16 protein-coding genes and 2 pseudogenes are annotated in these 26,385 nt (G+C 54.6%); 15 read left to right on the top strand and 3 right to left on the bottom strand.

What is annotated here, in order from left to right; translation table 11 throughout:
- The 4 genes from GGR41_RS04025 to GGR41_RS13305 form a co-directional block, all read left to right on the top strand.
- Nucleotides 1-381, top strand: a 381-nt coding sequence (locus GGR41_RS04025) for an RNA-guided endonuclease InsQ/TnpB family protein (RefSeq protein ID WP_167660737.1), incomplete at its 5' end; no start/stop codon positions are given.
- Nucleotides 382-414: 33 nt separating this feature from the next.
- Nucleotides 415-792 carry a hypothetical protein gene (locus tag GGR41_RS04020; protein ID WP_167660736.1) on the top strand — a complete coding sequence of 126 codons (378 nt, stop codon included), beginning with the start codon at nt 415-417 and terminating at the stop codon, nt 790-792.
- A 57-nt stretch (nt 793-849) separates the two neighbouring features.
- On the top strand, nt 850-1,674 hold the full coding sequence (locus GGR41_RS04015; RefSeq protein WP_167660735.1) for a hypothetical protein: 825 nt from the start codon (nt 850-852) through the stop codon (nt 1,672-1,674).
- A gap of 17 nt (nt 1,675-1,691) precedes the next feature.
- Complete coding sequence (locus tag GGR41_RS13305; protein ID WP_167660789.1) at nt 1,692-1,832, top strand: phage tail length tape measure family protein; 141 nt, start codon at nt 1,692-1,694, stop codon at nt 1,830-1,832.
- Here GGR41_RS13305 and GGR41_RS04005 read toward each other — a convergent pair.
- Nucleotides 1,813-2,773, bottom strand: a pseudogene (locus GGR41_RS04005) (IS3 family transposase); the annotation flags it as partial. The gene GGR41_RS13305 and the pseudogene GGR41_RS04005 overlap by 20 nt on opposite strands.
- A 98-nt stretch (nt 2,774-2,871) precedes the next feature.
- Here GGR41_RS04005 and GGR41_RS04000 point away from each other — a divergent pair.
- The 5 genes and pseudogenes from GGR41_RS04000 to GGR41_RS03985 all read left to right on the top strand — a co-directional run bounded on the left by GGR41_RS04000 (nt 2,872) and on the right by GGR41_RS03985 (nt 6,507).
- Nucleotides 2,872-4,167, top strand: coding sequence for an AAA family ATPase (locus tag GGR41_RS04000; RefSeq protein ID WP_167660734.1), 1,296 nt, complete (start codon nt 2,872-2,874; stop codon nt 4,165-4,167).
- Nucleotides 4,160-4,840 carry an RloB family protein gene (locus GGR41_RS03995; protein ID WP_167660733.1) on the top strand — a complete coding sequence of 227 codons (681 nt, stop codon included), beginning with the start codon at nt 4,160-4,162 and terminating at the stop codon, nt 4,838-4,840. The genes GGR41_RS04000 and GGR41_RS03995 overlap by 8 nt, the downstream gene beginning before the upstream one ends.
- Before the next feature lie 294 nt (nt 4,841-5,134).
- A pseudogene (locus GGR41_RS13300) lies at nt 5,135-5,293 on the top strand (helix-turn-helix domain-containing protein); the annotation flags it as partial.
- Between the two features lie 63 nt (nt 5,294-5,356).
- Nucleotides 5,357-5,671 (top strand): hypothetical protein, encoded by a 315-nt coding sequence (locus GGR41_RS13075; protein WP_229711145.1) that lies wholly within the window; start codon nt 5,357-5,359, stop codon nt 5,669-5,671.
- Entirely contained in the window at nt 5,599-6,507 is a 909-nt protein-coding gene (locus tag GGR41_RS03985) for an IS3 family transposase (protein ID WP_167660731.1), read from the top strand. Before GGR41_RS13075 ends, GGR41_RS03985 begins: the two co-directional genes overlap by 73 nt.
- A 124-nt stretch (nt 6,508-6,631) precedes the next feature.
- Here the strand turns inward: GGR41_RS03985 and GGR41_RS03980 are convergent, their stop codons facing one another.
- Together GGR41_RS03980 and GGR41_RS03975 are read right to left on the bottom strand one after the other, a co-directional pair.
- A complete protein-coding gene (locus GGR41_RS03980; protein WP_209279725.1) occupies nt 6,632-6,916 on the bottom strand; it encodes a HigA family addiction module antitoxin in 285 nt (94 codons plus the stop codon).
- 10 nt (nt 6,917-6,926) lie between these two features.
- Nucleotides 6,927-7,223 (bottom strand): type II toxin-antitoxin system RelE/ParE family toxin, encoded by a 297-nt coding sequence (locus tag GGR41_RS03975; RefSeq protein ID WP_167660730.1) that lies wholly within the window; start codon nt 7,221-7,223, stop codon nt 6,927-6,929.
- 499 nt (nt 7,224-7,722) lie between these two features.
- On the opposite strand from GGR41_RS03975, the gene GGR41_RS03970 reads away from it, so the two are divergent.
- From GGR41_RS03970 to mcrC, 6 genes are all read left to right on the top strand, one after another.
- A complete protein-coding gene (locus GGR41_RS03970; RefSeq protein ID WP_167660729.1) occupies nt 7,723-8,628 on the top strand; it encodes a WYL domain-containing protein in 906 nt (301 codons plus the stop codon).
- A 63-nt stretch (nt 8,629-8,691) separates the two neighbouring features.
- Nucleotides 8,692-11,970 (top strand): DISARM system SNF2-like helicase DrmD, encoded by a 3,279-nt coding sequence (gene drmD / locus GGR41_RS03965; protein WP_209279724.1) that lies wholly within the window; start codon nt 8,692-8,694, stop codon nt 11,968-11,970.
- A complete protein-coding gene (locus GGR41_RS03960; RefSeq protein WP_188372604.1) occupies nt 11,967-17,000 on the top strand; it encodes an Eco57I restriction-modification methylase domain-containing protein in 5,034 nt (1,677 codons plus the stop codon). The genes drmD and GGR41_RS03960 overlap by 4 nt, the downstream gene beginning before the upstream one ends.
- Nucleotides 17,000-22,954 (top strand): DEAD/DEAH box helicase, encoded by a 5,955-nt coding sequence (locus GGR41_RS03955; protein WP_167660728.1) that lies wholly within the window; start codon nt 17,000-17,002, stop codon nt 22,952-22,954. The genes GGR41_RS03960 and GGR41_RS03955 overlap by 1 nt, the downstream gene beginning before the upstream one ends.
- Nucleotides 22,951-25,158 carry an McrB family protein gene (locus GGR41_RS03950; RefSeq protein ID WP_167660727.1) on the top strand — a complete coding sequence of 736 codons (2,208 nt, stop codon included), beginning with the start codon at nt 22,951-22,953 and terminating at the stop codon, nt 25,156-25,158. The genes GGR41_RS03955 and GGR41_RS03950 overlap by 4 nt, the downstream gene beginning before the upstream one ends.
- A complete protein-coding gene (mcrC, locus tag GGR41_RS03945; protein ID WP_167660726.1) occupies nt 25,158-26,324 on the top strand; it encodes a 5-methylcytosine-specific restriction endonuclease system specificity protein McrC in 1,167 nt (388 codons plus the stop codon). Before GGR41_RS03950 ends, mcrC begins: the two co-directional genes overlap by 1 nt.
- Nucleotides 26,325-26,385 lie beyond the last annotated feature (61 nt).

Here is a 26,385-nt window from a genome sequence, read left to right as displayed (position 1 = left end):
AAAGCCATCTTGGATCAAGGCTGGTTCGAGTTCCGCCGACAACTGGACTACAAGCTGGCGTGGGCTGGTGGTTGGCTTATTGCCGTGCCGCCGCATAACACCAGCCGGACATGCCCAGCCTGCGGTCATGTCCACGCGGACAACCGCAAAACGCAGACGCGGTTTGCGTGCGTGCAGTGCGGCTACGAGGAAAACGCCGATCTTGTCGGCGCGATGAATATTTTGGCGCGGGGACACCGCGTTGCAGCCTGTGGAGAGAACGTTAGCCGTGCAAGGTCTGCAAGGGCCAAACACGCAGCCTCTGTGAAGCAGGAACCCACCGAGGCGACTTGTTCAGGCGCTACGCCTGCAATGGGCGCGGTAGGAATCCCCTGCCTTTAGGCGGGGGAGGATGTCAATAATGCGGAGGTCGGAATGAAGAAAGTGATAGCTGTTGCGGCGATTGGGTTAGGGCTGGTTTGGGGAGGGGCGCAGGCGGAAAGCGAGGTCTCAACTGGATCTTCTTTGATCATAGAGTATATGAAGGAAAACGACCTAAAAGGAAGTGACGTTGATGAAATGTGGATAGCGGCATGGAGGTGTTACGGTGATAACTATGGCGTTATGATGGGAGCAGAGCTAAAAGAGCTTGGGGTTCCTCTTGAGAAGGCTAAGCAAGATTTAAATATGGGTGAAAAGAAGACTCAGTTAACAGAAGAGGGGTACAAGTATAAAAAGCCAATGGATATAAGCATAGGAAACTTCTTTGCTCAGTGCCTTAACAACGCACACAAACAAATAACCAACAAGTAGTTTTAATTATTCGCACATGACCCGCCAACTCGGCGGGTTTTTTTATGGAAAATCGCCATGAGTGATATAGCAAAATTAATCCTAGCGGTAGATAGCTCTGAAACCGTTATTGCCATTAAGTCTTTAGAGCAATTGGCGCAAATTTCAGCAGAAGCAGAAAAAGCAGCAGAAAAACTCGGTGGTGCTACAAAGCAACAAGCCAAGCAACTCAGTGAGTTAGATAAAGTCGCCAAAGCTAACGAAGCGACGGAACGCCGTAGTATTGGTCAGGTTCTTGAGCGTGCCCGCGCCTATACAGAAATAGCTGGCGCAGAGGTGGCTGCGCTTCAAGCCGCAGAGCGCAATAGAAACAGCACACGCAAGTTAGCTGAGGAGCAGGAAAAATTACGTAATGGGCTGTCTAAACTTTTGACTGTAATAGATCCGCTAGAAGCTAAGCTAAATAAGCTTGATGACGCTGAGGCGAAGCTACACAAGACATTTCGTGCAGGTGTGATTGACGCGGAGAAGTATGCTGAATCTCTAGCCAAAATAGGCGCAAAGCGTAATGATATTGTAGAAAAGCAGTTAAAGGAGATTGGTGAGGGCGCAGGGTTTGCGTCAGAAATGATTAAGTTGCTAGCCCTAAACTCTAGAGAGTCGCAGAGAGACCTGTTAAATCTAGGGCGTGCGGCCGCATCAGGCAATTGGAGTCAAGTGCAAAGCTCCATGTTTCAGATTACCCGTAGCTCAGGCGCTCTTTCTATTGCTCTATCTGGCGTAGGAATGAGCGTTGGTGCGGTAACGGCTGGGGTTGGGGCTTTGGGCTATATGTATTACCAAAGCTACCGTGAAAACCAAGAGTTTACCCGCTCATTGGCGCTAACTCAATTGAAGAGGTAGCGTTTGCATCGATTCAAATGCAACAGGCTTTTGGGCAAGCTGTAGATCAGACCGTAAGCGAGTTTGTGCGGCTTGGTGAGGCACCATCTACTGCATTACTTGAGCTAAATGATAAGTACCATGGTAATCCCCCCATTTTTAACAGCACTTCACAGTAGAGTAAGTGAGATGTTGATGTAATTTTTGTTTGGGGGTGATGCCACCTAATGCCATGTGGGGGCGTTCGTTATTGTATATCCAGAGCCAAGCTGTGGCTCCTTGTTGTACTTCCTCTAGGCTTTCGAAGAGATTTTGTGCCAGCCAATCATAACGAACCGTTCGATTATAACGCTCGACGTAAGCATTTTGTTGTGGGTTTCCTGGTTGGATATGGATTAAGGTAATCTGGCGTTGCGCTGCCCATTCAAGCAGCGTTCTACCGATGTATTCTGGGCCATTATCACAACGTAAGCTGTCGGGTTTTCCACGCCACTCAATAATTTGATCTAGCGCTCGTATGATGCGCTCGGCAGGTAACGAGAAGTCCACCTCGATACCTAAGCCCTCACGGTTAAAGTCATCCACGACGTTAAATAATCGGATACTTCGGCCATCAGCCAACTGATCGTGCATAAAATCCATCGACCAGACTTGGTTAATGCCAGTCACAGTACCCAAGGGCTCTGGACGTTTACGCACCATGCGTTTTTTCGGCTTGATGCGAAGATTAAGTTCAAGTTGTCGATAAACTCGATACACCCGTTTGTGATTCCATGTAAATCCTTTGATATTACGTAGATAGTCGAAGCATAAACCGAAGCCCCAGTTACGCTGGACCGTGGTTAAACGAATTAATCCTTCTGCAATCACGTCATTTTCTTGAGCGTATTTTGGCTGGTAGTAATAACAACTCTGGCTAATGCTAAATACCGTACAAGCCAGCCGAATACTCACGTTGTAGTGCTGTACAGCACGTTGCGCCATCTCTTTACGACGAGATGGCATCACCACTTTTTTCGATGGCCTCACGCGCGATTTCCGCTTTCAAGCGCTCTTCGGCATACATTTTTTTGAGCCGTTGATTTTCTAGCTCTAGCTCTTTGAGACTAGCCATTTTCGAGAAATTCTACTTTAAAGCACTGCGGCTTGGTGGGGGTATTACCGTTCTTATATGCTATATAATGATTTTTCCGCATTAAATAAGCGTTAGGATAGATTATGATCGTAGATTTTACAGTTTCCAATTTTCGATCGCTTCGCGATGAGCAGACCTTAAGTTTCTATGCTGAAAACCCTGGTACTCACTTAACGGAAAATATTCATTATCCAGTTAAAGAGATCGGTGTGCTTAGCTCTGCTGGGATTTATGGACCAAATGCTTCGGGGAAATCCAACTTTCTTTTGGCATTAAATGCCTTGGCATGGATGGTGGATAATAGTCATACACTAAAAGAAAACGCATCTATTCCAACGTTTGAGCCATATAAGCTTGATGAAAACACCTTAAAATCTCCAGTATGCTTTTCGCTTGAGTTTGTAGTTGAGGGGGTACGCTATATTTATGACCTTCACTATACCCAAGAAGAAGTGGTTTATGAGCATCTGCGTTATTACTCAGTTGGTGAAAAACGCACGACAATCGCTTTACTATATGAGCGCAAAGAGGGCGAAGATTGGGATACCATGAGCTTCGGTGGCCACTTTAAAGGTGGTGCACGCAAAATTCCATTTTTTAAAAATCAGGCTTACTTATCAAAAGCCGGTAACACTCCGGATGCGCCTCCTTTTATACGTCAGATATATCAGTTTTTTGTTAACCAGGTTGCTTTTGTTAAGCAAGGAAATATAAGACTTGACCCTAAATGGAAAGCTAATACAGAGCTTGTTCAAGACATTAGTCATTTTTTTAACGCACTAGATGATGGAATTAGCAGCCTTCAAGTCAAAAAACGCGATCTTAGTAAGTTCAAATTGCCATCTGACATGCCTGAAGAACTAAGAGCGTCAATTCTTGAGGACTTTAGTCATGAGCTGTTTTTTGAACGTCAATCAAAAAATGGTTATAAAGCGCTTTTTGCGCTTGAGGAAGAGTCGGATGGTATTCGAGCATTAATTGAGACGGTGCCCTTATTAATGCACGTGCTACGTAAAGGGCATGTGTTGATTTGGGATGAGTTGGAAAACAGCTTGCACCCTCATGTAGCCGAGCTGGTTTTAAGTTTATTTAATGATCCAGAGATAAATCAAAGCAACGCGCAACTCTTATTCACTACACACAATCTTGCTTTGATGAACCCTGAAAAAATGCGTAAAGATCAATTGTGGTTAGTTGAAAAGCACGATGGGGTATCAGAGCTTATTTCATTAGCTGAGTTTGAAAGTAGTCAGTTAAAAAATAGCAGCCCATTTGCTAAGTGGTATTATGACGGCCGTTTAGGTGGTTTACCTTCTATTAATTACTCTTTAGTTAAAGAGCTTTTTAAGGAAGTTGAGAAGGAGGATAACGATGGCTAAGCCACGCAAAAAGGAAAACCGTGTAGTTAAACCTAAAATTTACATATTTTGTGAGGGTGAAAAAACCGAACCGTCATATATTCGAGCATATATTAATTTTAAGTATCCAAGCTCAGTAAGACTTAGAGGGGCAGAGCGTCCTGTTATCTTGAAAGATACAGATAAGAATACACCGATTCAACTAGTTGAAGTGGCATTGGAGTACAAAAAGTCATTAGATTTTGAAAAGGATCAAGTATGGGTGATGTACGACAGGGAAAGTCCACAAAAATACACCGATGAGCAGCATAGAAAAGCCTATGATGAAGCGACAAGAAATGGCCTTAATGTAGCTATTTCAAATGTTTGCTTTGAATATTGGCTGTTATTGCATTTATCTACCTCTGCACCTGCAATGAGTAATTGTGACGCTTTAGTCAAGTCATCCGTTTTTAGGGAGGCACTTTTACAATTAGGAATGAAGCAGTACGATAAAAAGGGTAAAACAGTAAAGGAGCTGTCTATACGACTAATGAGTGATAACTATATTAATGCTGCTAGAAATAATGCAAAAAATAATAACGAAAATGCCATATCAGCAGCTAGTAGTAAAAACCAAGCTCCTTATCAAATCCAGCCGTTTACTAATGTTTATGAGCTACTAGAAGCCATTGATGAGGTGGCAGCTGGTTAACTTTATGATGATTCAAACTCTAATTTAATAGCCATGCTAAATCTTTCTTCTTATCTTACTAATCCGCACCTTTCTCGTTTGTTTACAGCAGCTGATGAGCCTTGCGCAATACAGTTGTGGATGCTGATAGCTAAAAGTAAAACATCAGATTGACCTATCCCCCGAAAATAGTGCCATAAGGTTGATGAGATTTCCATTAAATTGAGACAAAAGGGTAATCCCCCCATTTTTAGCAGTATGAAGTGACCCCCAAAAGTTGGACATATTAAAAATCCGAATTTTGGGAGTTTATTTATGTCTAGGAAAAAACACAGTAGCGAATTCAAATGTCTCGTTGTTCAATATTTTCTTGAAATGCATCGGGGGTACACTCTGACTGCTCGTCATTTTTCGCTTGAACGTTCTGTCGTTAGAAGTTGGGTAAGAAGATATCGTACTCATGGATTTGCTGGCTTATTGAGGCGTCAACCAACGGTTTATCATACTCTTGCTTTTAAACGGATGGTCGTTGAAACGATGCACAATGAGTCACTTTCAGCGTATCAAGCGAGTAGTCAGTTTGATGGCATCTCGCCTTCGAGTATTTTAAAATGGAAACGCTTATATGAATATGGCCTACTCGATGGCCAAGAGGAAACGTTAGCCATGACCAAGAAAGTATATCGTCCAGACCGTAAAAAGCCAGACACAGAAAAGACGCCCGAAGAGTTACTTCGTGAGTTACAGTATATGCGTGCCGAGGTCGCATTCTTAAAAAAGTGGAACGAGTTGGGGGTGCAAGAGCAAAAAAAGCGATTAACCACCAACTGCGTCAAAAAACGGCCCAAATAATTAGCGAGTTACGTCTCGAGCATGCCTTGCCTGACTTGCTGACGATTGCTGAGTTGAGTCGCAGCACCTACTACTACCATCAGCAACGTTTAACTGAACCTCATAAGGACCAATTGCTTTGTGATGACATGGGTCATTTATTTAATGAGCATAATGCATGCTACGGCTACCGACGAATGACCTTTATCTTGAAGCAACTTGGTTATTTAGTGAATAAAAAGAAAGTACAACGTTTAATGCAGTTATTACGATTAAAGGCGGTGATTCGTGCACCTAAAAAGTATCGTTCTTATCGCGGTAAAGAAGGACGAATCGCTCCGAATATCTTGATGCGTAAATTTGATTGTGAGGAACCGAATCATAAATGGGTAACCGATGTGACGGAGTTTCGAGTAGGTGATGAAAAGCGTTATCTATCGCCGGTTCTAGATCTTTTCAATCGACAAATCATTGCCTACCAACTGATGAGAAAGCCTGTGTATAAACTGGTCAGTGATATGTTGGAGAAAGCCATTTCAACGCTTAAAAGTACTGAGAAACCGCTCATCCATTCTGATCAAGGGTGGCAATACCAATTAGACAGCTATCAGCAAACACTAGCGAGCCATGGCTTTACGCAAAGCATGTCGAGAAAGGGAAATTGCTTGGATAATGCGGTAATTGAGAGCTTCTTCGGTACACTTAAATGTGAATTGTTCTATCGTGAAAAATTTATTAGCATTGAACAGTTAGAGAAACGGATTCATGAGTATATTTACTACTCTAATCATGAAAGAGTAAGTACAAAACTAAAGGGGCTGAGTCCTGTGCAATACAGAAATCAGTCCTCCTTATAAAAACTAACCGTCCAACTTTATGGGGTCAGTTCACACTACGGTTTGGTGGGGGGATTACCATCCTACCGCTACTAACTAACCAAAAAGACACCGAGCCCCTCAATCGAGGGGCTTTTTTGTTGTGCTAAGCGTGAGCAGGCTCATGAAACGACCTTACAACTGGCCGCTCCTTTTGTTCAGCTTGCCATAGGTCATACTGCCCTTGCATCTGGATCCACATTTCTGCACTTGTGCCTAGAGCGTCTTTAAGACGCAGAGCCATATCAGCAGAGATGCCTGTTGAGCCGTTTAAGATTCTAGATAGTGCTGCTCGAGTCACTCTTAGACGTGACGCTGCCTCAGTAACGCTTAGATCACCTAGGTACTCGCGTAGCACGAGACCTGGGTGTGCTGGATTATTCATACGCATGGTATTTCTCCTAGTGATAGTCTTGGTAGTCCACCAGTATGGCGTCCTCACCTTCAAAGTAAAAGGTTAGCCGCCAGTTGCCGCTAACAGATATGGCCCAATGTTCTTCGACTGATTGGCCCTTGGGGTTGTTGCCCTTGAGTTTATGGAGCTTCCAGTTAGGAGCGCCCATGTCCTCTGGTTGGGTTGCGGCATGTAGTGCAGTAAGTTGGATTTGTAGTTTCACTGCATGCTTAGCCTGTATACCTGACTTAGATCCTTTTTCGAAGAAAGCTTGGAGCCCTTTATGTCGGAAGCTTTTAATCATGCGTATAGTGTATAGCATCGGTATACGAAAGACAAGGATGTAGCCCACTTAGCGTGGGCTTTCCTCGTTGGCTATCATAGGCCATTATTGTGTAACTAATATGAGGCAGAGATGAGGAAAGTGATAGCTGTTGCGGCAATTGGGTTGGGCTTGGCTTGGGGAGGAGTGCAGGCGGAGAATAAGAAACTGCCCACGGAAAAGGAAAGGCTGGAGCTCTGCTCTTCGGCGGAAAAACTAGCAAGTAGCATAATGAAAGCTCGGCAAAAGTCTCTAGTTATGAACTGTGCGCTTGACGGTAAGTCTACGATATGTGAATGAAAAAGTTTGCGATCTGAGTCAGGATTTACCCAGGCAATGCCACAACCATCGAGACCAAAAATCGGTGGTTGTAAAAATAGGGTTCATGTGCGTATCAAAAAAATACGATGGACATATACTGATATGGTCAATATACTGTCGTCGATGCTTACGTAGTAACACCTGGACCCATTTAGTCACAATGTCTTTAGAAAAGCTTGCAGATCTCACTCAGCCACAACGTGACCGGCTCGCGTTTGTGGAGTTGCGCGTGCGCTTTATGGGGGAAATCCGTCGTCAGGACGTGGTTGTGCGTTTTGGGATCCAGTCTGCTGCTGCCTCCCGAGATCTGGCGCTGTACCGGGACTTGGCGCCCGGCAACCTTAATTACGACCCCAGAGGTAAGTCCTATGTGTTGGGTCCGGAATTCCGACCGATATTTAACTCTCCGCCCGAACGTGTGTTGTCGTGGCTTACAAAGGGATTCGGTGATGGCGAGCCGACGAGACTCAAGGCGTGGGTGGCGAGCGAAAGCCAGTCACGGCTGACTCAACCAGATCTGAATGTTTTGGCAAGCTTGACCCGGGCTATTCACAAAGAGTGCTCGGTCGGCATCGTTTACCACTCCATCTCCAGTGGTCGCACCAAGCGGGAGATCGTTCCGTTCGCGCTGATCGACAACGGGCTGCGTTGGCACGTCCGTGCCTTTGACCGGAAATCGCAGGAGTTCCGGGATTTTGTCATCGCCCGGATCAAGAACCCTGTCGTGCTCAAGGGCCAGCCTGTGGCGCCCCATGAGATGAGCGATCAGGACATTCAGTGGACCCGAATCGTCGAGCTAGAGTTGGTGCCGCACCCAGACCAGCCCCGGCCGGAGATCACCGAGATGGATTATGGCATGCAAAGTGGTGTGCTGCGGGTAAAGCTGCGCGCTGCCACTGCCGGGTATTTCCTGCGCAAATGGAGTGTGGACTGCTCGCCTGACCATAGCTTGCGCGGGCGCGAGTACAGCCTGTGGCTAAAGGACCACCTGGCCATCTACGGTGTGCGCAGTGCCGTGCTGGCGCCGGGCTACCGGTCGCCTGACCAAAACGAGGGAGGGCACTAACATGACGTACGACCTAAAACGCGCCGATGCCACTGGTGTACTTTATCTGGCGCAGGAATGAACATGAAGAAAGAAAAAACTAATCCAAGCTTGGATAAAGACAGTCTTCCCCGTGTCGGCATGCTCGCCACCGTTCGCAACCGCCGTGGCGTTATCTCCGCCGTCGAACCTTTCAGTGACAGCAAAAGCTCAGCCCTTCTGCATTTGGTCACTATCGAGTTCAGTGATGCCGATGGTGATGCCGAAGAGTCGCTGTTGTGGGAGCGTGAACGTTCCCCGGTGGTGCTGGAACCCAACGCACTGCCCAGACTAGATCGCGAAGCCCCCATGCAGCAGGACGAGTTTCTGGCCCTGCAGCGCGCCGCTCGCTGGAGTGCGCTCACTCCCTTCTTGTCAGCCAGTAATCCGGCTGAGCGCTCCGATCCGGTCCCGACTGCTCCTGTTTACGGTGCCGTAAGTGTTGATGATTTCCAGTTAGTGCCGCTGGCTCGAGCCATGCGCATGCCACGCGTATCGCTGTTACTGGCTGATGACGTGGGCTTGGGTAAAACCATTGAAGCCGGGCTAATCCTTGCCGAGCTGATTCGCAAGCGTCGCATTCGGCGCGTGCTGATCATTACCCCGGCATCGCTGCGCACCCAGTGGCAGCAGGAGATGGAAGAGAAGTTCTCTCTCGGCTTCGACATTGTCGACAAGGCTGCCACCCACAAGCTGCAAAAGGAAATGGGGCTGGACGCCAACCCCTGGCGGGCACTGCCGCGGATCATCACATCCTACCACTATCTGCGTCAGCCGGATGTGCTGGAACAATTCATTGCCAACTGTGAATCGATCAAGCAGCAGGGCGGGGCACAGCTGCCCTGGGATTTGCTGATTGTCGATGAAGCGCACAACCTGATGCCGTCCAACTTTGGTGAAGACAGCGACCTGGCCAAGATGCTGCGGCTGCTGACGCCGTATTTCGAGCACCGACTGTTCCTCACAGCGACCCCGCATAACGGACATACCCGGTGCTTCTCCGGGCTGTTGGAGCAACTGGACCCGGTACGATTCACCCAAACCCCGGACTTCACCGACAAAGAACGCAAGATGATCGGCGATGTGCTGATCCGTCGACTGAAAAGTGAGATCAACGATCAGGACCGTCAGGCAGGCCGCGCGCCGCGATTTGCCAAGCGTTACCTTGAACCGCTGCCGCTGTATATGTTTAGGCCGGAGCAGGAGCTGGCGGTTGCCGTGCGTCAGTTCTGTACGCAGCTGAAAGGCATCATCCGTACAGCGCCAGAAGCACGCATGGTGCTCAATTTTGCCATTGAGATTCTGCGCAAACGGTTGCTGTCGTGCCCGGTGGCCTTTGCCGACAGCTGGCTGCGCTTCAAGGAGGGCTTGGCCACGAAGGAGGCACTGCAGGCCGCCGAAGTCGCAGCAGCCCGCCGCGCCAGTGAGGAAGACATCGATGATGACCAGGAGCGCGAGAGCCGCAGCCGGCATGCCGCTCAGGTGGTCGGCGCCTGGATGCATCCCTATGTCGAGCTACTGCAGCCAGAAATTGAGGCAATTGATGCCGCACTCAAGTCACTGGGGCTGGACAAGCAGCCTGTTATCACAGCCAAGCCGAAATCGGATGCACGCTTCGAGCGTTTGCGTGAACTGATTGGCAAGGAACTGCGTAATGCCGAGCAGTGGAAAGGTGATGAGCGCCTGATCATCTTCACCGAGTACAAAACCACCCTCGATTACCTGGTCAATCGCCTCAATGCCGAATACAGCGCCGAGCCCGGCAGCATCTGTCAACTCTACGGTGGCATGCATGAGGATGAGCGCGAGGCCGTCAAGCGCGCCTTTAACGACCCGGATTCCCCGGTGCGTATTCTGGTGGCCACCGATGCAGCCTCCGAAGGTCTCAACCTGCAGCACACTGCCCGCCTGCTGATGCACTACGAGATACCCTGGAACCCGTCGCGTCTTGAACAGCGCAATGGTCGTATCGACCGCCACGGCCAGTCACGCGACGTCACCATTTTCCACTTCACCAGCGAAGACGACAGCGACCTGCAGTTTGTTGCCCGCGTACTGGGCAAAGTCAACGATATCCGCGAGGATCTAGGATCGGTCGGTGAACTCTTTGATGCAGCCTTCCAGCGCCGCATGATGGAGATGAATGAAGACCAGGATGTGCTGGGTGATCTGGACCTGCAGATCAATAACCGACGCAGCGCCACGGAAGATGCACAGGTGCATACCGACGAGCGTGGCGAAGAGGAAAAGCAGCGTCTGCAACAACTGATGGACGATCTGGATTTAAGCCCCGACACCCTCAAGGCAACCCTGACTATCGCCATGGGACTGGGTGCGACCCGCGAGGTACTGGAGGGGCCGGATACGCTGGGTCGGATGCGGCTTCGCACACCGCTACCCAGCCGCTGGCAGGCCGTGGTCGATGATAGTCTGCGACTGCCCTCACAAAAGGGTGTCAGCGGCGCCATGCCTTGGCTGGTGTTCGATAACCGTTTTTTCATTCACAACGTTAATGGGCGGCCGGTATTTCGCCCCTCACCCGACACGGTATTGCTGCATCTGGGGCATCCGTTGTTGCGTCAGTCGCTCAATGCCTTTGCGCGTCTGCGCTTCCCCGGTGGCCAGGCTGACTTCCAGCCGCCCAGCCGCTGGTTGGTGAGTCGGGGAGAGGTCCCCGCCGGCGCCCAGGCGCTGGTGCTGTTCACGGTTGAGGAAATGGCCGTCAACGATCTGCGTGAAACCTTTCACCACTGGACGCGAACTCTGGCACTTCCAGTGCAAAACAGCGCACTGGGTCAGCCATTACCCTACAACGGGCCTCACTGTGGCCAACTTGGCAGACAAAGCGCAGGTGATATGGCCGCTGCCCGTGATCTTTGGGATGACATCGAAGACGACATCAGAACCTTGCTGGCCTGCTATCGCCGCGAGTTGACTCAGACCCTGCGCACCCAGCTGAAATCTGCCTATGACCAGGCCAAGAGCCATGAAAAAGAGGCCTTTGAGCAACGCATTCGTGAAGTGGCAGCCCTGCAGAAGGTCCAGAGCATCGACAAGCTGAAGCGGGAAATCGAGGAGCAGCGCAAGACCCATATTCAGTTCAGCCTGCTCGACGACGCCGACGCCCTGGCTGAAAAGCGCCTGCGCGATCTGGAGGATGAACTCAAACGTCGGCAGAACCAGTTTGGCGACCTGCAGGAGCGCTTGAGTCAAGAGAAGATCCGCATTCTTGAACAGGTGTTGCCACGCCGCTTTGCCCTGCGTGGCGAAGCCCAGGTATTCCCGGTCACCATTGAAATTCGCTTTCCGGAGGTGAGTGTATGAGTCTGCATGCAGAAGGATGGGCACAGCTGCGGCATGGCGGCCTGTTGATATCTCCGGCCAAACTGGATGAGTTCTTTCCAGATCCGGCCGCGGCCATGTCCGATTACCAGGCTGACAAGCTCCGCCGCGCCCTCACGGCCTTTGATGGCAGCAGCGAGACGCTGGGCAACCTGCTAGATTACATCCTGCAGGACCTTTCGGGTCTGCCTGCCGAAGAGTGGCAAAAAGCCCAGGCTGTCGACAGCCGCTGGGTGGTACGCAGCTTCACTGGTGTTCAGATCAAACCCCGCCGCCTGTGGCTGGGGCCTAACGGCGAAACCCTGGCCGTGTTTACCCCCGACGATAGCGGTTCGCGGCAGTTTGCCAGCCGTCTGGGTGTCGGGCGTTCAAAACAGTTGCTTGGCCGGGTGGTGGAATGGCTGCGTCGTACCGGGCAGGCACTGGCACTGGTCACTAATGGCCGGCAATGGCGGTTGGTGTACGCCGGTGCCGATTACGAGGCCTGGTGTGAATGGGATATCGAACTGTGGTTCAGTGAGGGGCAGCCGGCAGCGCAAACGCTGATCTGGCGCACGCTGCTCAACCGCAGCACCCTGTTGGCAGAGCAAGGTCAGAACCGCTTGTTGCAGGCCATCAGCGCCTCACGCAAGGGCCAGGCGGAACTGTCCAATGTGCTGGGCGAGCGTGTTCGTCAGGGCGTCGAGGAGCTGATTACCGCCTCCCACGTCGCTATCGAGCAGGCTCAGCAGCAGGGGCAGACCCACGACTACAAGGATCTGTACGTCGCCGGCTCGCGCATCATCATGCGCTGCATTATTACCCTGTTCGCCGAAGCCCGTGGGCTGATGCCGGTCGACAACCCCATCTATCAGCAGGCCTACAGCCTGGAAGGGCTGCGTCATCAGTTGGATCGGCGTGCCGGTGGCCGCGGCAACGAGCGCTTGAGTCAGGGCCGTAGTGCTTGGCCGCGCCTGATTGGCTTGTTCAATCTGATCCACGAAGGCTCGGCCCATGAACGCCTTAGCGTCCCGCAATACGGCGGCGCGCTGTTTGAGCCGGGCAACCCTGCCAGTGACGACGGCATTTCCCGCGCGCTGGCGCTACTGGAAAGCAGTCAGAACCTGGTCAGCGACCTGCAGGTACACAAGCTGCTGCGCCTGCTGACCCGCACCAAGATGAAAGTGCGTCAGGGCCGCAGCAGCCGCTGGGTGGATGCGCCGGTGGATTTCTCCACCCTGTCCTCGGAATACATCGGCATTCTCTATGAGGGCCTGCTTGATTTTGAATTGAAGCAAGCCGCTGATAACGACCCGGTCATCTTCCTGGCGGTCGGCAACCAGCCGGCGCTGACCCTGTCACAGCTGGAAGCCATGGATGACAAGGCGATCAAGCAGCTGTTTGAGGCGCTGAAGAAAAAAGACTCCACCGGTGACGACAGTGAGGAGGAAGCGGATGAGGGCGTCGAAGAATCCGCTGACCTCGATGACAGCAGCGATGACGAGGCGGACGCCGTCGAAGACGACTCAGAGGAAGACACCAACACCAGTGACGACAGCGAAGAGCTGACCCTCAGCGAAGATCATCTGCTGCGCGCCAACACCTGGCTACAGCATGCCGCGCAGATTGCCGGGCTGGTGAAAAAGCCCCGTGGCCGCAAAGCCAATACCGCTGCCGACGAAGCCCAGCAGGCGCTGGAAAAGGCCGCCAAGCAGCTCTGCGCCCGCATTGTGGCGCCCGGCCAGTTTTTTCTGGTGCGCTGGGGTGGGACCCGCAAGGGCGCGGGCACCTTCTATACCCGTCCGCAACTGGCCGCACCCACCGTGCGCCGTACCCTGCAGCCGCTGGCCTATGACGCCGTGCAAACCGAGACCGACCCGCGCACCGGCCTGGACAGCGTGGTGGAGTGGGCACCGAAAACCCCGGAACAGATACTGGCCCTGAAAGTGTGCGATCCGGCCATGGGCTCTGGCTCCTTCCTCGCTGGCGCCCTGCGCTACCTCACCGAAGCGCTCACCCAGTCGCTGTTCCATCACAAACTGATCGAGCGCAGCGAAGACGGCGGTGTGCCGCGCATGGCCGACGGCAAGCTGGCTGAACTGCTCAGCGACGAGATGACCAAGCTCAACCCCAAGGATGATGGTTTTGAAGAGGCCCTGCGCGCCCAGCTCAAGCGTCACATTGTGGAGCGATGCCTGTACGGTGTGGACCTTGATCCGCTGGCGGTGGAACTGGGGCGTATGGCGCTGTGGGTCGAAACCATGGATCGCGACCTGCCCTTTGGTTTCCTCGACCACAAGCTCAAGGTCGGTAACGCCCTGGTCGGTACCTGGTTCGATACCTACCGTGATTACCCGGCCATGGCCTGGCAGCGCGAGGGCGGTGACAAGGATTACCAGAAGAACAAGCCGGACAACCTGATCAACCACTGGTACGAGGACGCTAAAGGAAAGCGCAAGGGCGACGTCTTTACCGATGCGATCAAGGCGCGAGCCAAAGCCGTGCCTGAACAACTGCAGGCGCTGCTCAGCGGCCAGCTGACACTGGAAGGCGGGCTGGACGCGGCCAATGTGCACGACGAGCTGCTCAAGGTGTTCCGCAAACTGCATCGCCTGCCGGTGCATGAAAGTGAAAAGCGCGCCGAGATATACCAGCAGGAGGTGCTGAACAACCCGCACTACCACGCCCTGAAAGCACGTATGGATCTGTGGTGTGCACTATGGTTCTGGCCGGGTGAGCAGATCGAGCTGGCCCCCTTGCCACGCGAGTTTGCCAACCCCACAGAGCAGGCACTGGCCATTGTCGCCGAGGTGGCGCGCCGCCAGCGCTTCTTCCACTGGGAGCTGGAGTTCCCGGATGTGTTCACCGCCAGCCAGGACGGTTTTGATGCGCTGATGGGCAACCCGCCATGGGAAATCCAGAAGCCCAACTCCAAAGAGTTCTTCTCCAACCACGATCCTCTTTATCGCGCCTATGGCAAGCAGGATGCCTTGGCTAAACAACTGGAGTATTTCCGCGACTGGCCACAACTTGAGCACGGCTGGATTGCCTACAACGCCAACCTCAAGGGTATGTCCAACTGGGCGAAGTACGTGGGCAAGCCCTTTGGCGATCGCGTTACTGAAGACAAGGATGGCAAAAAGAAGCACGACCTGAATCTGGGCGGGCGCGGTAGGAACAGCTTCGAGGCCTCTGCAGCCGCACACAAAAAATGGCTGCAGCAGCGCAACAAGCACAAGGGCTTTGCTGATACCGCGCACCCCTTCCTGCATCAAGGCTCGGCCGACCTGAACACCTACAAGCTGTTTCTGGAACTGAGTCACGCCTTGCTACGCACCCAGGGGCGGCTGGGCATGATCGTGCCCAGCGGTATCTACACCGACAAGGGCACCACCGATCTGCGCGAGCTGTTCCTTGGTCAGTGTGACTGGCAGTGGCTGTTTGGTTTCGAGAACCGCGAAGGTATTTTCGATATTCACCGCTCTTTCAAATTCTGCCCGCTGATTGTGCAGAAGGGTGGGGTAACCACGGCTATCCGCGCCGCCTTTATGCACCGCAACGTGGACGACTGGGAGCAGGCCGAGCGCCATGTGCTGGCATATCCCCGAGCGCGGGTGGAGGAGTTTTCACCGTATTCCAAGGCCATTCTTGAGATCCGCAGCGAGCAGGATTTGCGCGTGCTGCAGAAGATCTACGCCAACGGCGTGCTGCTGGGCGACCAGAGTGAAAACGGTTGGGGCATCAAGTACGCACGCGAATTTGATATGACCAACGACTCCAAGCTGTTCCCGCCGCGGCCCAAATGGGAGGAAAAGGGCTACCGCCCCGACGAGTATGGTCACTGGCTTAAAGGTCCCTGGCATGATTACAACGGCCCGCAGCACATTCTGGATCGCGAACCGGGGCTGGTGCTGTCGCGGGACGGGCAGCAGGCGCTGCGGGTGGAGGAGATTGAGGATGTGGCGTTGCCGCTTGTCCAAGGTGTGATGATCAGACCGATGGAATTTCTGCCGCTAATGCATATCAGTGGAACTGGGTTGAATGCAAAATGGCAGGAAGGCGATAGGGGTACTCCGGTAGTTGCACAGTTTTTTATGGGCCTCGAAGTGGTCCAAACTAATAAAGCGCCACTGACTCCTCGTGTCGGATTCAGACCAATAGCACGAACAACCGACACTCGGACATTGATTGCATCAGTAATTCCGGGCTGGCCTGCAGGAAATAGTGTAGGTTTGCTGGAGCCTAGGGATGCTTATTCCGTTAGCATGCTTGCCGCCCTCTTTGGTTCGCTTGTTTCAGATGCTGTGCTTCGCATCAGGCAAAGCGGTTCAAACCTCAATTGGTTTTTACTTGCTGAACACCCTGTTCCGATGGAGTTTTCGAGCACGAAATTCCTTTCAGTGACTGATGCATTGGTCAAATCCTCTATTCCCTTGCGTTATCAAGTAGGAGTAGAGGGAGGGCAAAAACCCCCTCTGACTGACCACGAAGTATTTCGATTACGTTGCATTGTAGAAGCTGTCAGCGCTTGTCACTTTGGGTTGAGTTTTTCAGACTTCAACTACCTACTGCGAGGCTGTACTTGGCCAGCTGACAAGGTGTTGAATAATGCGTTTTCACGCACGCTTGACCCAAAAGGCTTCTGGCGTATAGACAAGGACAAAGACCCCGAACTCCGCCATACCGTCCTGTCGCTGATCGCCTTCCACGATCTGCAGGAGAAAGGTCTCGAGGCCTTTCTCGCCCAGAATGACGGTGAAGGCTGGATGATTCCCGAGCAGTTGCGCCTGGCCGACTATGGTCTGGGCCATGATGACCGTGCGCAGGAGTATCAGCCAGTGGCATCACGCCTTGGCCCGCGTTTCTACGACTGGCAACTCAATGAGGATGTGGAGCGCTCATGGCAGGAATGCGCCGCCCATGCCGAGTTGATCCGGCGTATCGTGCCGCTGCCTGAGCCCGAGCCCGCCGTCGGCGTTGCCGAAGAGCAGGCGACTTATAAAACAGAATCACCGCAGGGAGCACTATTCTGATGCTGAACCCTATTACCTATACCGAAGAGGTAGTCAGCGACTTTCTGCGCTACCAGCTCAGCACCTATGCCTTTGCCGATGAGGGGCTGTATCGGCAAATGCGCGACCTGCTCAATCTGGAGCACACCCGCAATACGCCGCTGATGAAGGGGCCGTTTATCTCGCTGTCGCGCACCTTTATGAAAGGCGCCAGCCTGGAACAACTGGTCAAGAAAGGCGTGCTGCATCCGCATATTCGCCAGCTGTCTCCTTATCCTGGCGCTTATCTGCACCAGGAAAAGGCCTTCCGGTCCATCAAGGACGGCCGCACCACGCTGGTGGCCACCGGTACGGGCTCGGGCAAGACCGAATGCTTCCTGTTGCCGATCATCAGCCGTTGCCTGCAGTTGCGCGATGACGGCGCCGAGGCAGGCGTCACGGCAGTGATTGTTTACCCGATGAACGCCCTGGCCGAAGACCAGCTTCAACGCATGCGTGAATTGTTGGTGGGCACCGGCGTTACCTTTGGCATGTATGTGGGCAAGACCCCGCGCACCGAAGCGGATGTCAACGGCGTACGGCTCGACCCGGGCAGCACCGTGGTGGACTACCGCAGCAAGTTGCAGCAGATGCAGCAGCAGAAGATCGACGTCGCCCTGCATCCCGCGGAGGAGCGGGTAAGCCGCGAAGCCATGCGCACCAACGGCCAGCAGCCGCGCATTCTGCTGACCAACGTCAAACAGCTGGAACTGCTGCTGACCCGCCAGCAGGACCTGGAACTGTTCGATAACGCTCGCCTGGAGTTTATGGTATTCGACGAGGCGCACACCTTTACCGGCGCCGGTGGTGCCGAAACCGCCTGCCTGATCCGCCGACTGCGCGCCTATTGCGGCAAGGATGAAAACAGCACCACCTGCATCGCCACCTCGGCCACCATTGCCGATCCGCGTCGCGGCATCGAGGCCGGTCGCGAGTTTGCCAGCCGCTTTTTTGGCATTGATGGCCAAAGTGTCGAGCTGATTGGGGAGGCCTACGAAGAGGACATCTGGGGCGAGCCGCGCAGCGTGAGTGCGCCGTTCAATGGCGATCAGGCCATGCAGCTGAAAACCGTGCTGGAAATGCTTGGCACCCTGGACAAAGCCGAGGTTGATGCTGCTGACCTGCAGGCCTTCCGCATCTGGTTCCAGACCACCAGCGGCATGCGCATGGTGGGCGATAACTGGCGTGAAGCGCTGAACCAGTGGCTCAGCCACAACGAGGTGGTCTACCAGATTGCCGAGGCCCTGCGCCGGCCGCGTGCCGTCGCCAGTCTGTTGGAAGATTTGAACGCAGCCCTGGGTCGCCCGATTACCGAAGAGGAAATTTTGATCTGGCTGGCGCTGGGCGCTGCAGCACGAAATGGCGACCGCCCCCTACTACGCCCGGTGGTGCATGGCTTTGTGCGCGGGGTTAGCGGTGCGGTGGTGACTTTCGAGGAAGGCCAAGGTCAGCCTGCCAAGTTGTGGCTGTCTGCCGAAGATGCCATCAGCGATGCTGCAGGCCGTGACACAGAGTTGAAGCCCTTCCCGCTATCCAGCTGCACCACCTGCGGCCAGCATTATTTCGAGCACGGATTGGAAGACTTCAACTTCACCGGCAGCGAACCGGGTGGCGGCTCCGCTGAAGGCAAGAACCGCGCTTGGCGGGCAACCGACATTACCTTGGGCGGGGTGCGTGCGGTGTCGCTTGATCACCAGGTCGGCTCAGACGGAGAAGAGGAGCCTTCACGCACCGAAGTGCTGTTTGTTTGCCGCTATTGTGGCACCACCCATGATCAGCAGGTGCCAGAGTGTGTTGGCTGTGGTCGCAACAAAGTGCTGAAGGCGCTGCATTTCGTTCAGCAGAAAGAAGACCAGATTGGCCGATTGACTCGTTGTGTGTCCTGCGGTGCGCAGGGCCGCCGAGTAACCGGCAATTACCGAGAGCCTGCCCGTCCAGTGCGTGCTACCGGTGTGGCCGACGTGCATGTACTAGCGCAAAGTATGATCCACCGAGCCGAACGTAAGCGCTTACTGGTATTTGCTGATAATCGCCAAGATGCTGCCTTTCAGGCTGGCTGGATGCAGGATCGCTCGCGCCGCTACCGTCTGCGGGAGTTGATCTACAAGAAACTGCGCCAGGGGCCGGTATCGGCCAGTGATCTGGTGCTGTGGCTGGATCAGTACCTGGATGCCGACGACGAGTTGTCGCGCGCCTTGATACCTGAAGTCTGGCGGGTGGAGAGCAAGTCGGAAACCAGTCTGGCGCATGCCGAGGAGCGCAAATGGTTCCTGCGTGCTCAGTTGCTGCGCGAGCTGACGTTAGGGGCACGGCAAAGTACTGGTTTGGAGCCGCTGGGCCGACTGAAGATTCGTTACCGGGGACTGGATGAGGCACACCCGGTGATTCAGAAATGGGCCGCAAGCCTGGGGTGCTCGGCGCACGATCTGCGTGAAGGCGTTGCCTCGTTGCTGGATGCCGCCCGCTCCCGGCGTATGCTGTTCGATCCCATTACCCGCATGTATTCCAAGTACTGGTTGGATGGCGAGAAAGAGGTGCTACGGGGTTATTTACCTAACATGCGCGGTGTGCCTGAGGCGCTGGTATTCGAACGTGATGGCCAGCACGACAAGGGCCGCATCAAGCAATGGTTCAGCAACTACGACAGTGCAGCCAAGCAGGCAGCTGGCGCCTGGGGTGTGCCGCATGATCAGATTCAAGCATTTTTGCAGGACGTATGGCGCTTGTGTAGTGATGAACTGGAGTTACTCACCCAGGTTCAGCTAAAAGGTGCCCGTGGCAAGAACCTGCCGGGCTGTCACGGCGCCACTCAGGTGCACGTGGATAATCTGATGCTGGTGCCCGCCACCGGCATGTACCGCTGCCAGACCTGCCGTCGGCTGCATGCTCGGGTCAACCCGGGCATGACCTGTATGGCCTGGCGTTGTAACGGCAAGCTGGTGTTTGAGGAGGAAAACTCGGACAACTACGATTTGCTGCTGCTGGACCAGGAATTTTCCATGCTGCGTGCCCGCGAGCATTCGGCACAGATTCCAGGCCCTGAACGTGAGCGCATCGAGAATGCCTTCAAGGGTGAAAGTGAGCGCATCAATACGCTGGTGTGTACACCCACCCTGGAAATGGGCGTGAATATCGGTGCGCTGGATGCGGTGCTGATGCGCAACGTACCGCCATTGCCGGCCAACTACTGGCAGCGTGCCGGCCGGGCTGGGCGCCAGTTCCGCATGGCGCTGGATCTGACCTACGCCCGAACGACCAGCCATGACCGTGCCTACTTCAACGAGCCATTGAAAATGCTCGAAGGGTTGGTGGAGCCCCCCAGCTTCAACCTGCGCAACCCGGTTATGGTGGCCAAGCATGTCAACGCGACAGTGCTGACCACCCTGCTGCAGATGCTGCGCTCCAACAGCTTGCCAGACACGCAGGAAAGGAATCTGGAGCAGGCGCTGGGTACTTGTTTGCCAGGCCAGATCCGGCCTTATCTGTTTACTGCCGAAGGCATGGTGCGTGAGGCACCTTTGTCGGTTGCGCCACTGGCTCAACAAATTTCTGCTCACCAATCCAGCCTGTTAAGTGCCGTATTGAAAGCTTTCCAGCAGGGCTGGCCGGCTAGCGACAGCGAAGTGGTCAGCAGTGAACAGCTGGAACGGGTGATCGGCAGCTTTGCCGATCAGTTGCAAGGGGTGATCGATCGCCTGTTCCAGCGCTTGCAGTGGGCGCTCGCCCAGCTGGAGCGGCTGCGCAAGGTCGCCGCAGGCAAGGGTGCGCTGGATGCCGACGAAGAGGCGCTGCGTACCCGTTGCGAGCGTCTGGTGAAAAAATTCAAGGGTGAGGCGCGCCGCAACCGCAATCAGGCTGAAGGCATCGACGATACCAACACCTACGGCGTGCTGGCGGCTGAAGGCTTCCTGCCGGGTTACGGCCTAGATACCGGCGCGGTCACCCTGACCCATGTGGCACCCCGCCACAGCAGTGACATCAGCGATTGGGAGCTGCGTCGCAACACAGCGCTGGCCGTGCGCGAGTACGTACCCGGCAATCTGATTTACGCCAACGCTCACAAGTTTGTACCTCGGCATTTCCATCTGATCCCGGAAGAACCGTTGACCTTTGCCGTGGATGTTGCCAGTGAATCCGTTCAGGAAACAGGCCCATCATCCAAAGCGGGCAGTGACGTCAGTTCGATGTCGATTTCGCAGATTCCCGGCGTCGTCATCTGCGATGTGGACGCGCCGCACCATTCCTACATTTCCGATGATGAGGACTACCGCTTTCAGATGTCGGTGGCGGTGTTTGCCCAGGATCAGGGGCGGCATTCCGGGGGTAGTCTTTACGAGTGGGGTAAATCCCAGCTGCAACTTAAACACGGTATGCACATGCGTCTGGTCAATGTCGGCGCTGCCTCCCAGGTACGCTCTGGTGCCTTGTTGGGCTATCCCTTATGTCTGGTCTGCGGCGCCAGCCGCTCGGCCATGAGCAGTCAGCAGGAGCTCGACAAGTTTAACGAGCACCATGTCGAACGATGCGGGCGGCCGATTCAGAACATTGCTTTTTACGCTGAGGTGGTAGCTGACGCCCTGGTGCTGCAGGATTGTGCTTCGCAGGAAACAGCCTACAGCGTCATGGAGTCGCTGCGACAGGGGGCGGCTGATGTGCTGGATATGGAGATTTCCGACCTGCAGGTGCAGGTGATTGGCAAACCGGGCAGTGAAACGGTCGATGCCTTGCTATATGACCCTATGCCGGGAGGTTCTGGCCTGCTGGAGCAGTTGCTGGCCCACTGGCCAGATGTGGTGGCCGCAGCCCGCCGACTGGCCGAAGAGTGCCCATCGGCCTGCGAGGCATCCTGTGTGGATTGTCTGCAGCATTTCCGCAATTCCTTTTACCACGACAAGCTGAACCGCCATACGGCACTGGAAGCATTCAATGACTGGGGCGATACCCTGAGTTTCAGCCACGAGCTGGCGCCAGTTTTGCCGGATGAAACCCTGACCCAGCAACCGGGTAATCCCCCTGAACAGCAATTGGTGGCGCTGCTCAAAGCCGCAGGTATGCCGACCTTCGAAACAGAGCGCCCGATAGCGCTTTCTGGGGGTATTACTACCCGCCCGGATGTGTATTTCCACGAACCCAACGACCAGTACGAAGGTGTCTGCATTTACCTGGACGGCATGAGTGAGCACCTGCATGGCAACGCCCAGACAGCCGCCAAGGACCGCCAGATCCGTCAGGAGCTGCTGAATACCGAGTATGAAGTCATCGAGATCCAGTATCAGGAACTGTATGACAAGACGGTGATGCGCGAGCATATGCGGCGGATTGCCCGAGCTGTGGTTGGCAGGGCGAAAGCCAGGGAACTGGTTAGCGATGATGCATGGTTCGATAGGGCCGGGACTGTAACGGCTGAACCGGTTGTGGCTACAGCTGACGTGCTGCGTTTCAGAACAGCAAGTCCTTCCGACGCAAGTTTTAAGCCCTACGCCAACTGTGTGCCGTTGGTACCGCTGCAGGCTGCGGCTGGCGCATGGAGTGAGGAGCAGGGTGGACTGATGGAGCTCGCGGATCATGCGGAGGAGTGGATCCAGGTTGAGGAGATCAAGCTGGAGAAAGGCATGTTTGTAGCTCGGGTCGTGGGGCGTTCCATGGAACCGCTGGTGCCGGATGGGAGCTATTGTCTGTTCAGACCTGTGCCGGCAGGCAGTCGGCAGGGGCGAAAGTTACTGGTTTGGCATGCGGGTGTAACCGATGCCGACACGGGGGGCGAGTACACATTGAAGGTCTATAGCAGTGAAAAAGTCGCCAGTGCTGATGGAGAATGGCAGCACGACCGCATCACGCTGAAACCCTTAAATCCTGATTACCAGCCACTGGTTCTGCAGCCTGAAGATGAAGGATCTGTTCGAGCGATCGCTGAGTTTGTAGAGGTAGTGGGATGAGAGTCGAGCACCGTGCAAACTGGTTCGTAGGCGCCACCTACGGCGGTACCGATGATCAGATGCCGCGATTTCTTGCAGAAGGAATTTGGGAGAACGGCTACGACGACAAGCTCCTCGATGTGGTGCGTTCCATGCGCCCGGGAGAGCGGATCGCCATCAAGTCGTCTTACACGCGCAAGCACGGCCTGCCTTTCGATAGCCGTGGCCGAGCAGTTTCGGTTATGGGCATCAAGGCGGTCGGCACGATCACCGAAAACCTGAACGACGGGAAGCAGGTGAAGGTGGTCTGGGCCAAGGTCGAGCCGGTACGGGAGTGGTACTTCTACACTCACCGAGCAACGATCTGGCGCGTGCTGCCCGGCGAATGGATGAACGATGCGCTGATTGCATTTGCGTTTGACGGCAAGCCGCAGGATGTGGATCGCTTTCGCAACGAGCCCTTTTGGCGGGAGCGTTACGGCACGACTTCGCCAGAAAAGCAGCGCTTCGAGTGGACGGACTTCTACGAGGCAGTGGCCGAAAAGCTGCTGGCCTACGCAGACGATCGAACTCCGCTCATCGAGGGCATCCACGAGATCGCGTCCCGGGTGCCGGGGCTGACCTATCTCCAGGACAAGTTTCCCGATGGAACCAGTGGTCCGCTGCGGGACATTTGCCCATTCACCACGATGGGCACCTTTAACCGATCCATGACCGATGCCAACCGCAAGACCATCGCGGGTGAACTTGCCAAGTTGCTAGGTGTGACGGTGCGGGTCCCGCCTTCATTCGAAGGCATTCCCGTTCTTAACAACCAACGTTCCTGGTTTTTCGCCTATGCCGACAAGCGTGGTGTGGGCGACATCGACGCGCTATGGAAGGTATTCGTTGCCGCAAGCAAGATGGTCGATGGCGACCAGTTGGACACTCGCGATGCCTTCATCCGGGCTTATGACGAGGCAACCCAAGTATGGGGTGTCGCATGGAACCTTTCGACAGGTCTCTACTGGGCGCATCCGTGGGAATTCCTGACCCTCGATAGCCAGTCGCGCCACTACATCAACAAGCGGCTCGGCCTGAATGTCGCCATCAGTGGCCAGCAAGGCCCATGTGATGGTCGGGCATATCTGAAGCTGCTGGACGATTTGCGTTCGCGCTTCGGCGAAGACGGCTATCCGGTCCACAGTTTCCCGGACTTGTCGCTTGCGTCTTGGATGTACAAAGACACGGTTGACGAGCCTGTGCCGGCTGGCGATATCGGTACCAATGCCGGAGCAGAACAGGAAACTGAAGGTGAAGTTCGCGAAGCCTTTCAGGTGGCAGCGCCAATCGTTACCTACTCGGTGGAGGACATCCTCAAGGACGGCTGTTTCCTGGAGCGGGCCGAGATTGACCGCTTGCTCGATCGTCTGCGCACAAAAAAGAACCTCATCCTTCAGGGGCCTCCGGGCACGGGCAAGACCTGGCTAGCCAAACGGCTCGCATTTGCGCTCATGGGCCAGAAGGACGACAGCAAGGTCCGTGCAGTGCAGTTCCACCCCAACCTGTCCTACGAGGACTTTGTTCGAGGATGGCGCCCCACTGGCGAAGGCAAGTTGTCGCTGGCGGACGGTGTCTTTATGGAAGCCATCAAGGCTGCATCGAAGGACCCTTCGTCGAAGTTTGTCGTGGTGATCGAGGAGATCAACCGTGGAAACCCAGCGCAGATCTTCGGCGAGTTGCTGACGCTGCTTGAGGCGGGCAAACGGACGCCCAACGAAGCGCTGGAACTCTGTTATCCGGATGCGGACGGCAAACGGCGTCCCGTCCATATTCCCGAGAATCTCTATGTGATCGGCACCATGAATATCGCCGACCGATCGCTTGCACTGGTCGATCTGGCATTGCGTCGCCGCTTTGCTTTCGTTGGGCTGGAGCCAAGACTGGGGCAGGTTTGGCGGGATTGGGTGGTCAAGGAGTGTGCTGTCGATCCGGGCTTGGTCGCGGACATCGAGCGCCGTATCGCTGAGCTAAACGACCAGATCGCGGCGGATGCGCGCCTTGGCAAGCAATTCCGAATTGGTCACAGCTATGTGACACCCGCACATCGACTGGAGGCGGGAGACACGAAGAAATGGTTCCAGCAGGTCGTGGAGACGGAGATCGGCCCGTTGCTGGATGAGTACTGGTTCGATGCGCCCGACGAAGCACAGAAGGCGATCGCACGGCTGACGCAGGGCTGGTGATGACCGCCGTCGCAGAACAGGTGGAAAGTGCATCCATGAGCGCTGAGGGGTTCATCGGACGCATTCCGGTGCGCAACCTCTGGCTGCTGATGCTCTACGCCTCTGACCTGTTCCGTACTCGCGGCATCGGCAAGATCGGCCTGGAAGACAGCCCGGACGATCTACCGGATCTAGTTGCGGAGATCCTTGCCCACGCGGTTGAGGTGCGACAGCGTCGCCGCTTGAGTCTTGGATATCGATCTCGTGACGCAGTCATCAATCGCGTGCGTGGCCGGATCGACGTCTTGACCACCGAACGCCATCAGTTGATGGATAGAGGCCTGGTGGCGTGCCGGTTCGACGAACTCACTATCGACACACCACGCAATCGTTTCGTCCGAGTAGCCTTGGAGTCCATCTCCAGGATCGTTCAGAGGAAGGACGTTGCCCATCGGTGCCGCGTACTTGCGGGTGGCATGAAGGCAATGGGTGTATCAGGGGACGTACCGACCCGCGCCCAAATGAGCACCAATCGTTTCGGCCGTAACGATGCGGACGACCGGTTCATGGTGGCAGCCGCAAAGCTGGCGTTCGACCTAGTGCTACCTACGGAGGTATCGGGTGCGAATGTGCTCTCTCTGCCGGACCGAGAAGTGACGTGGGTACGTCGTTTGTTCGAGCGGGCGGTGGGCGGTTTCTATGACGTCGTGCTAAGTCCGGATGGCTGGCGGGTGCGTTGCGGCGGGACGATGGGCTGGCAGATCGAGCAGAAGACGGCAGGGATCAACAAGATCCTGCCGACCATGCGAACGGATGTCGTGCTCGACCACCCGTCAACCGGGCAGAGGATCGTCATCGATACCAAGTTCACCTCGATTGTGACGAGCGGCTGGTACCGTGAGGAGACCCTACGCAGCGGATACATGTACCAGATCTACGCCTATCTGCGCTCCCAGGTTGGGTGCGGCGATGCGCTTGCAGATCACGCGAGTGGATTGTTGTTGCATCCCGCAATCGGCCAGATGGTCGACGAGACAGTGCTGATTCAGGGGCACACCATCCGGTTCGCCACTGTGGATTTGACGGCAACTCCTGCGGTCATTCGAGCGCAGCTGTTGCGACTTTGCGCGCCAGACCGAGCGATGCAGATCATGAGTTTTCCCTTCGAGAAAACTCGTACGGACTAACTGCCTTTTTCCTGTTCGCATCCAGAAAATCTGTAATGACCCACTGATTTCCTGCTCAGGT

Source organism: Paenalcaligenes hominis, from assembly GCF_011927625.1.
GTDB lineage: Bacteria > Pseudomonadota > Gammaproteobacteria > Burkholderiales > Burkholderiaceae_B > Paenalcaligenes > Paenalcaligenes hominis.
Note: the sequence above shows the minus strand (reverse complement) of the source record. Positions and strands in the feature narration are given on the sequence as shown.

Coding starts and splice junctions, on each gene's coding strand:
- GGR41_RS03970 (WP_167660729.1), top strand. CDS start 7,723: ATGTCTTTAGAAAAGCTTGCAGATCTCACTCAGCCACAACGTGACCGG.
- GGR41_RS03955 (WP_167660728.1), top strand. CDS start 17,000: ATGCTGAACCCTATTACCTATACCGAAGAGGTAGTCAGCGACTTTCTG.
- GGR41_RS04000 (WP_167660734.1), top strand. CDS start 2,872: ATGATCGTAGATTTTACAGTTTCCAATTTTCGATCGCTTCGCGATGAG.
- GGR41_RS04020 (WP_167660736.1), top strand. CDS start 415: ATGAAGAAAGTGATAGCTGTTGCGGCGATTGGGTTAGGGCTGGTTTGG.
- GGR41_RS03995 (WP_167660733.1), top strand. CDS start 4,160: ATGGCTAAGCCACGCAAAAAGGAAAACCGTGTAGTTAAACCTAAAATT.
- GGR41_RS03950 (WP_167660727.1), top strand. CDS start 22,951: ATGAGAGTCGAGCACCGTGCAAACTGGTTCGTAGGCGCCACCTACGGC.
- drmD (WP_209279724.1), top strand. CDS start 8,692: ATGAAGAAAGAAAAAACTAATCCAAGCTTGGATAAAGACAGTCTTCCC.
- GGR41_RS03975 (WP_167660730.1), bottom strand. CDS start 7,223: ATGATTAAAAGCTTCCGACATAAAGGGCTCCAAGCTTTCTTCGAAAAA.
- GGR41_RS13305 (WP_167660789.1), top strand. CDS start 1,692: ATGCAACAGGCTTTTGGGCAAGCTGTAGATCAGACCGTAAGCGAGTTT.
- mcrC (WP_167660726.1), top strand. CDS start 25,158: ATGACCGCCGTCGCAGAACAGGTGGAAAGTGCATCCATGAGCGCTGAG.
- GGR41_RS03960 (WP_188372604.1), top strand. CDS start 11,967: ATGAGTCTGCATGCAGAAGGATGGGCACAGCTGCGGCATGGCGGCCTG.
- GGR41_RS13075 (WP_229711145.1), top strand. CDS start 5,357: ATGCACAATGAGTCACTTTCAGCGTATCAAGCGAGTAGTCAGTTTGAT.
- GGR41_RS03980 (WP_209279725.1), bottom strand. CDS start 6,916: ATGCGTATGAATAATCCAGCACACCCAGGTCTCGTGCTACGCGAGTAC.
- GGR41_RS04015 (WP_167660735.1), top strand. CDS start 850: ATGAGTGATATAGCAAAATTAATCCTAGCGGTAGATAGCTCTGAAACC.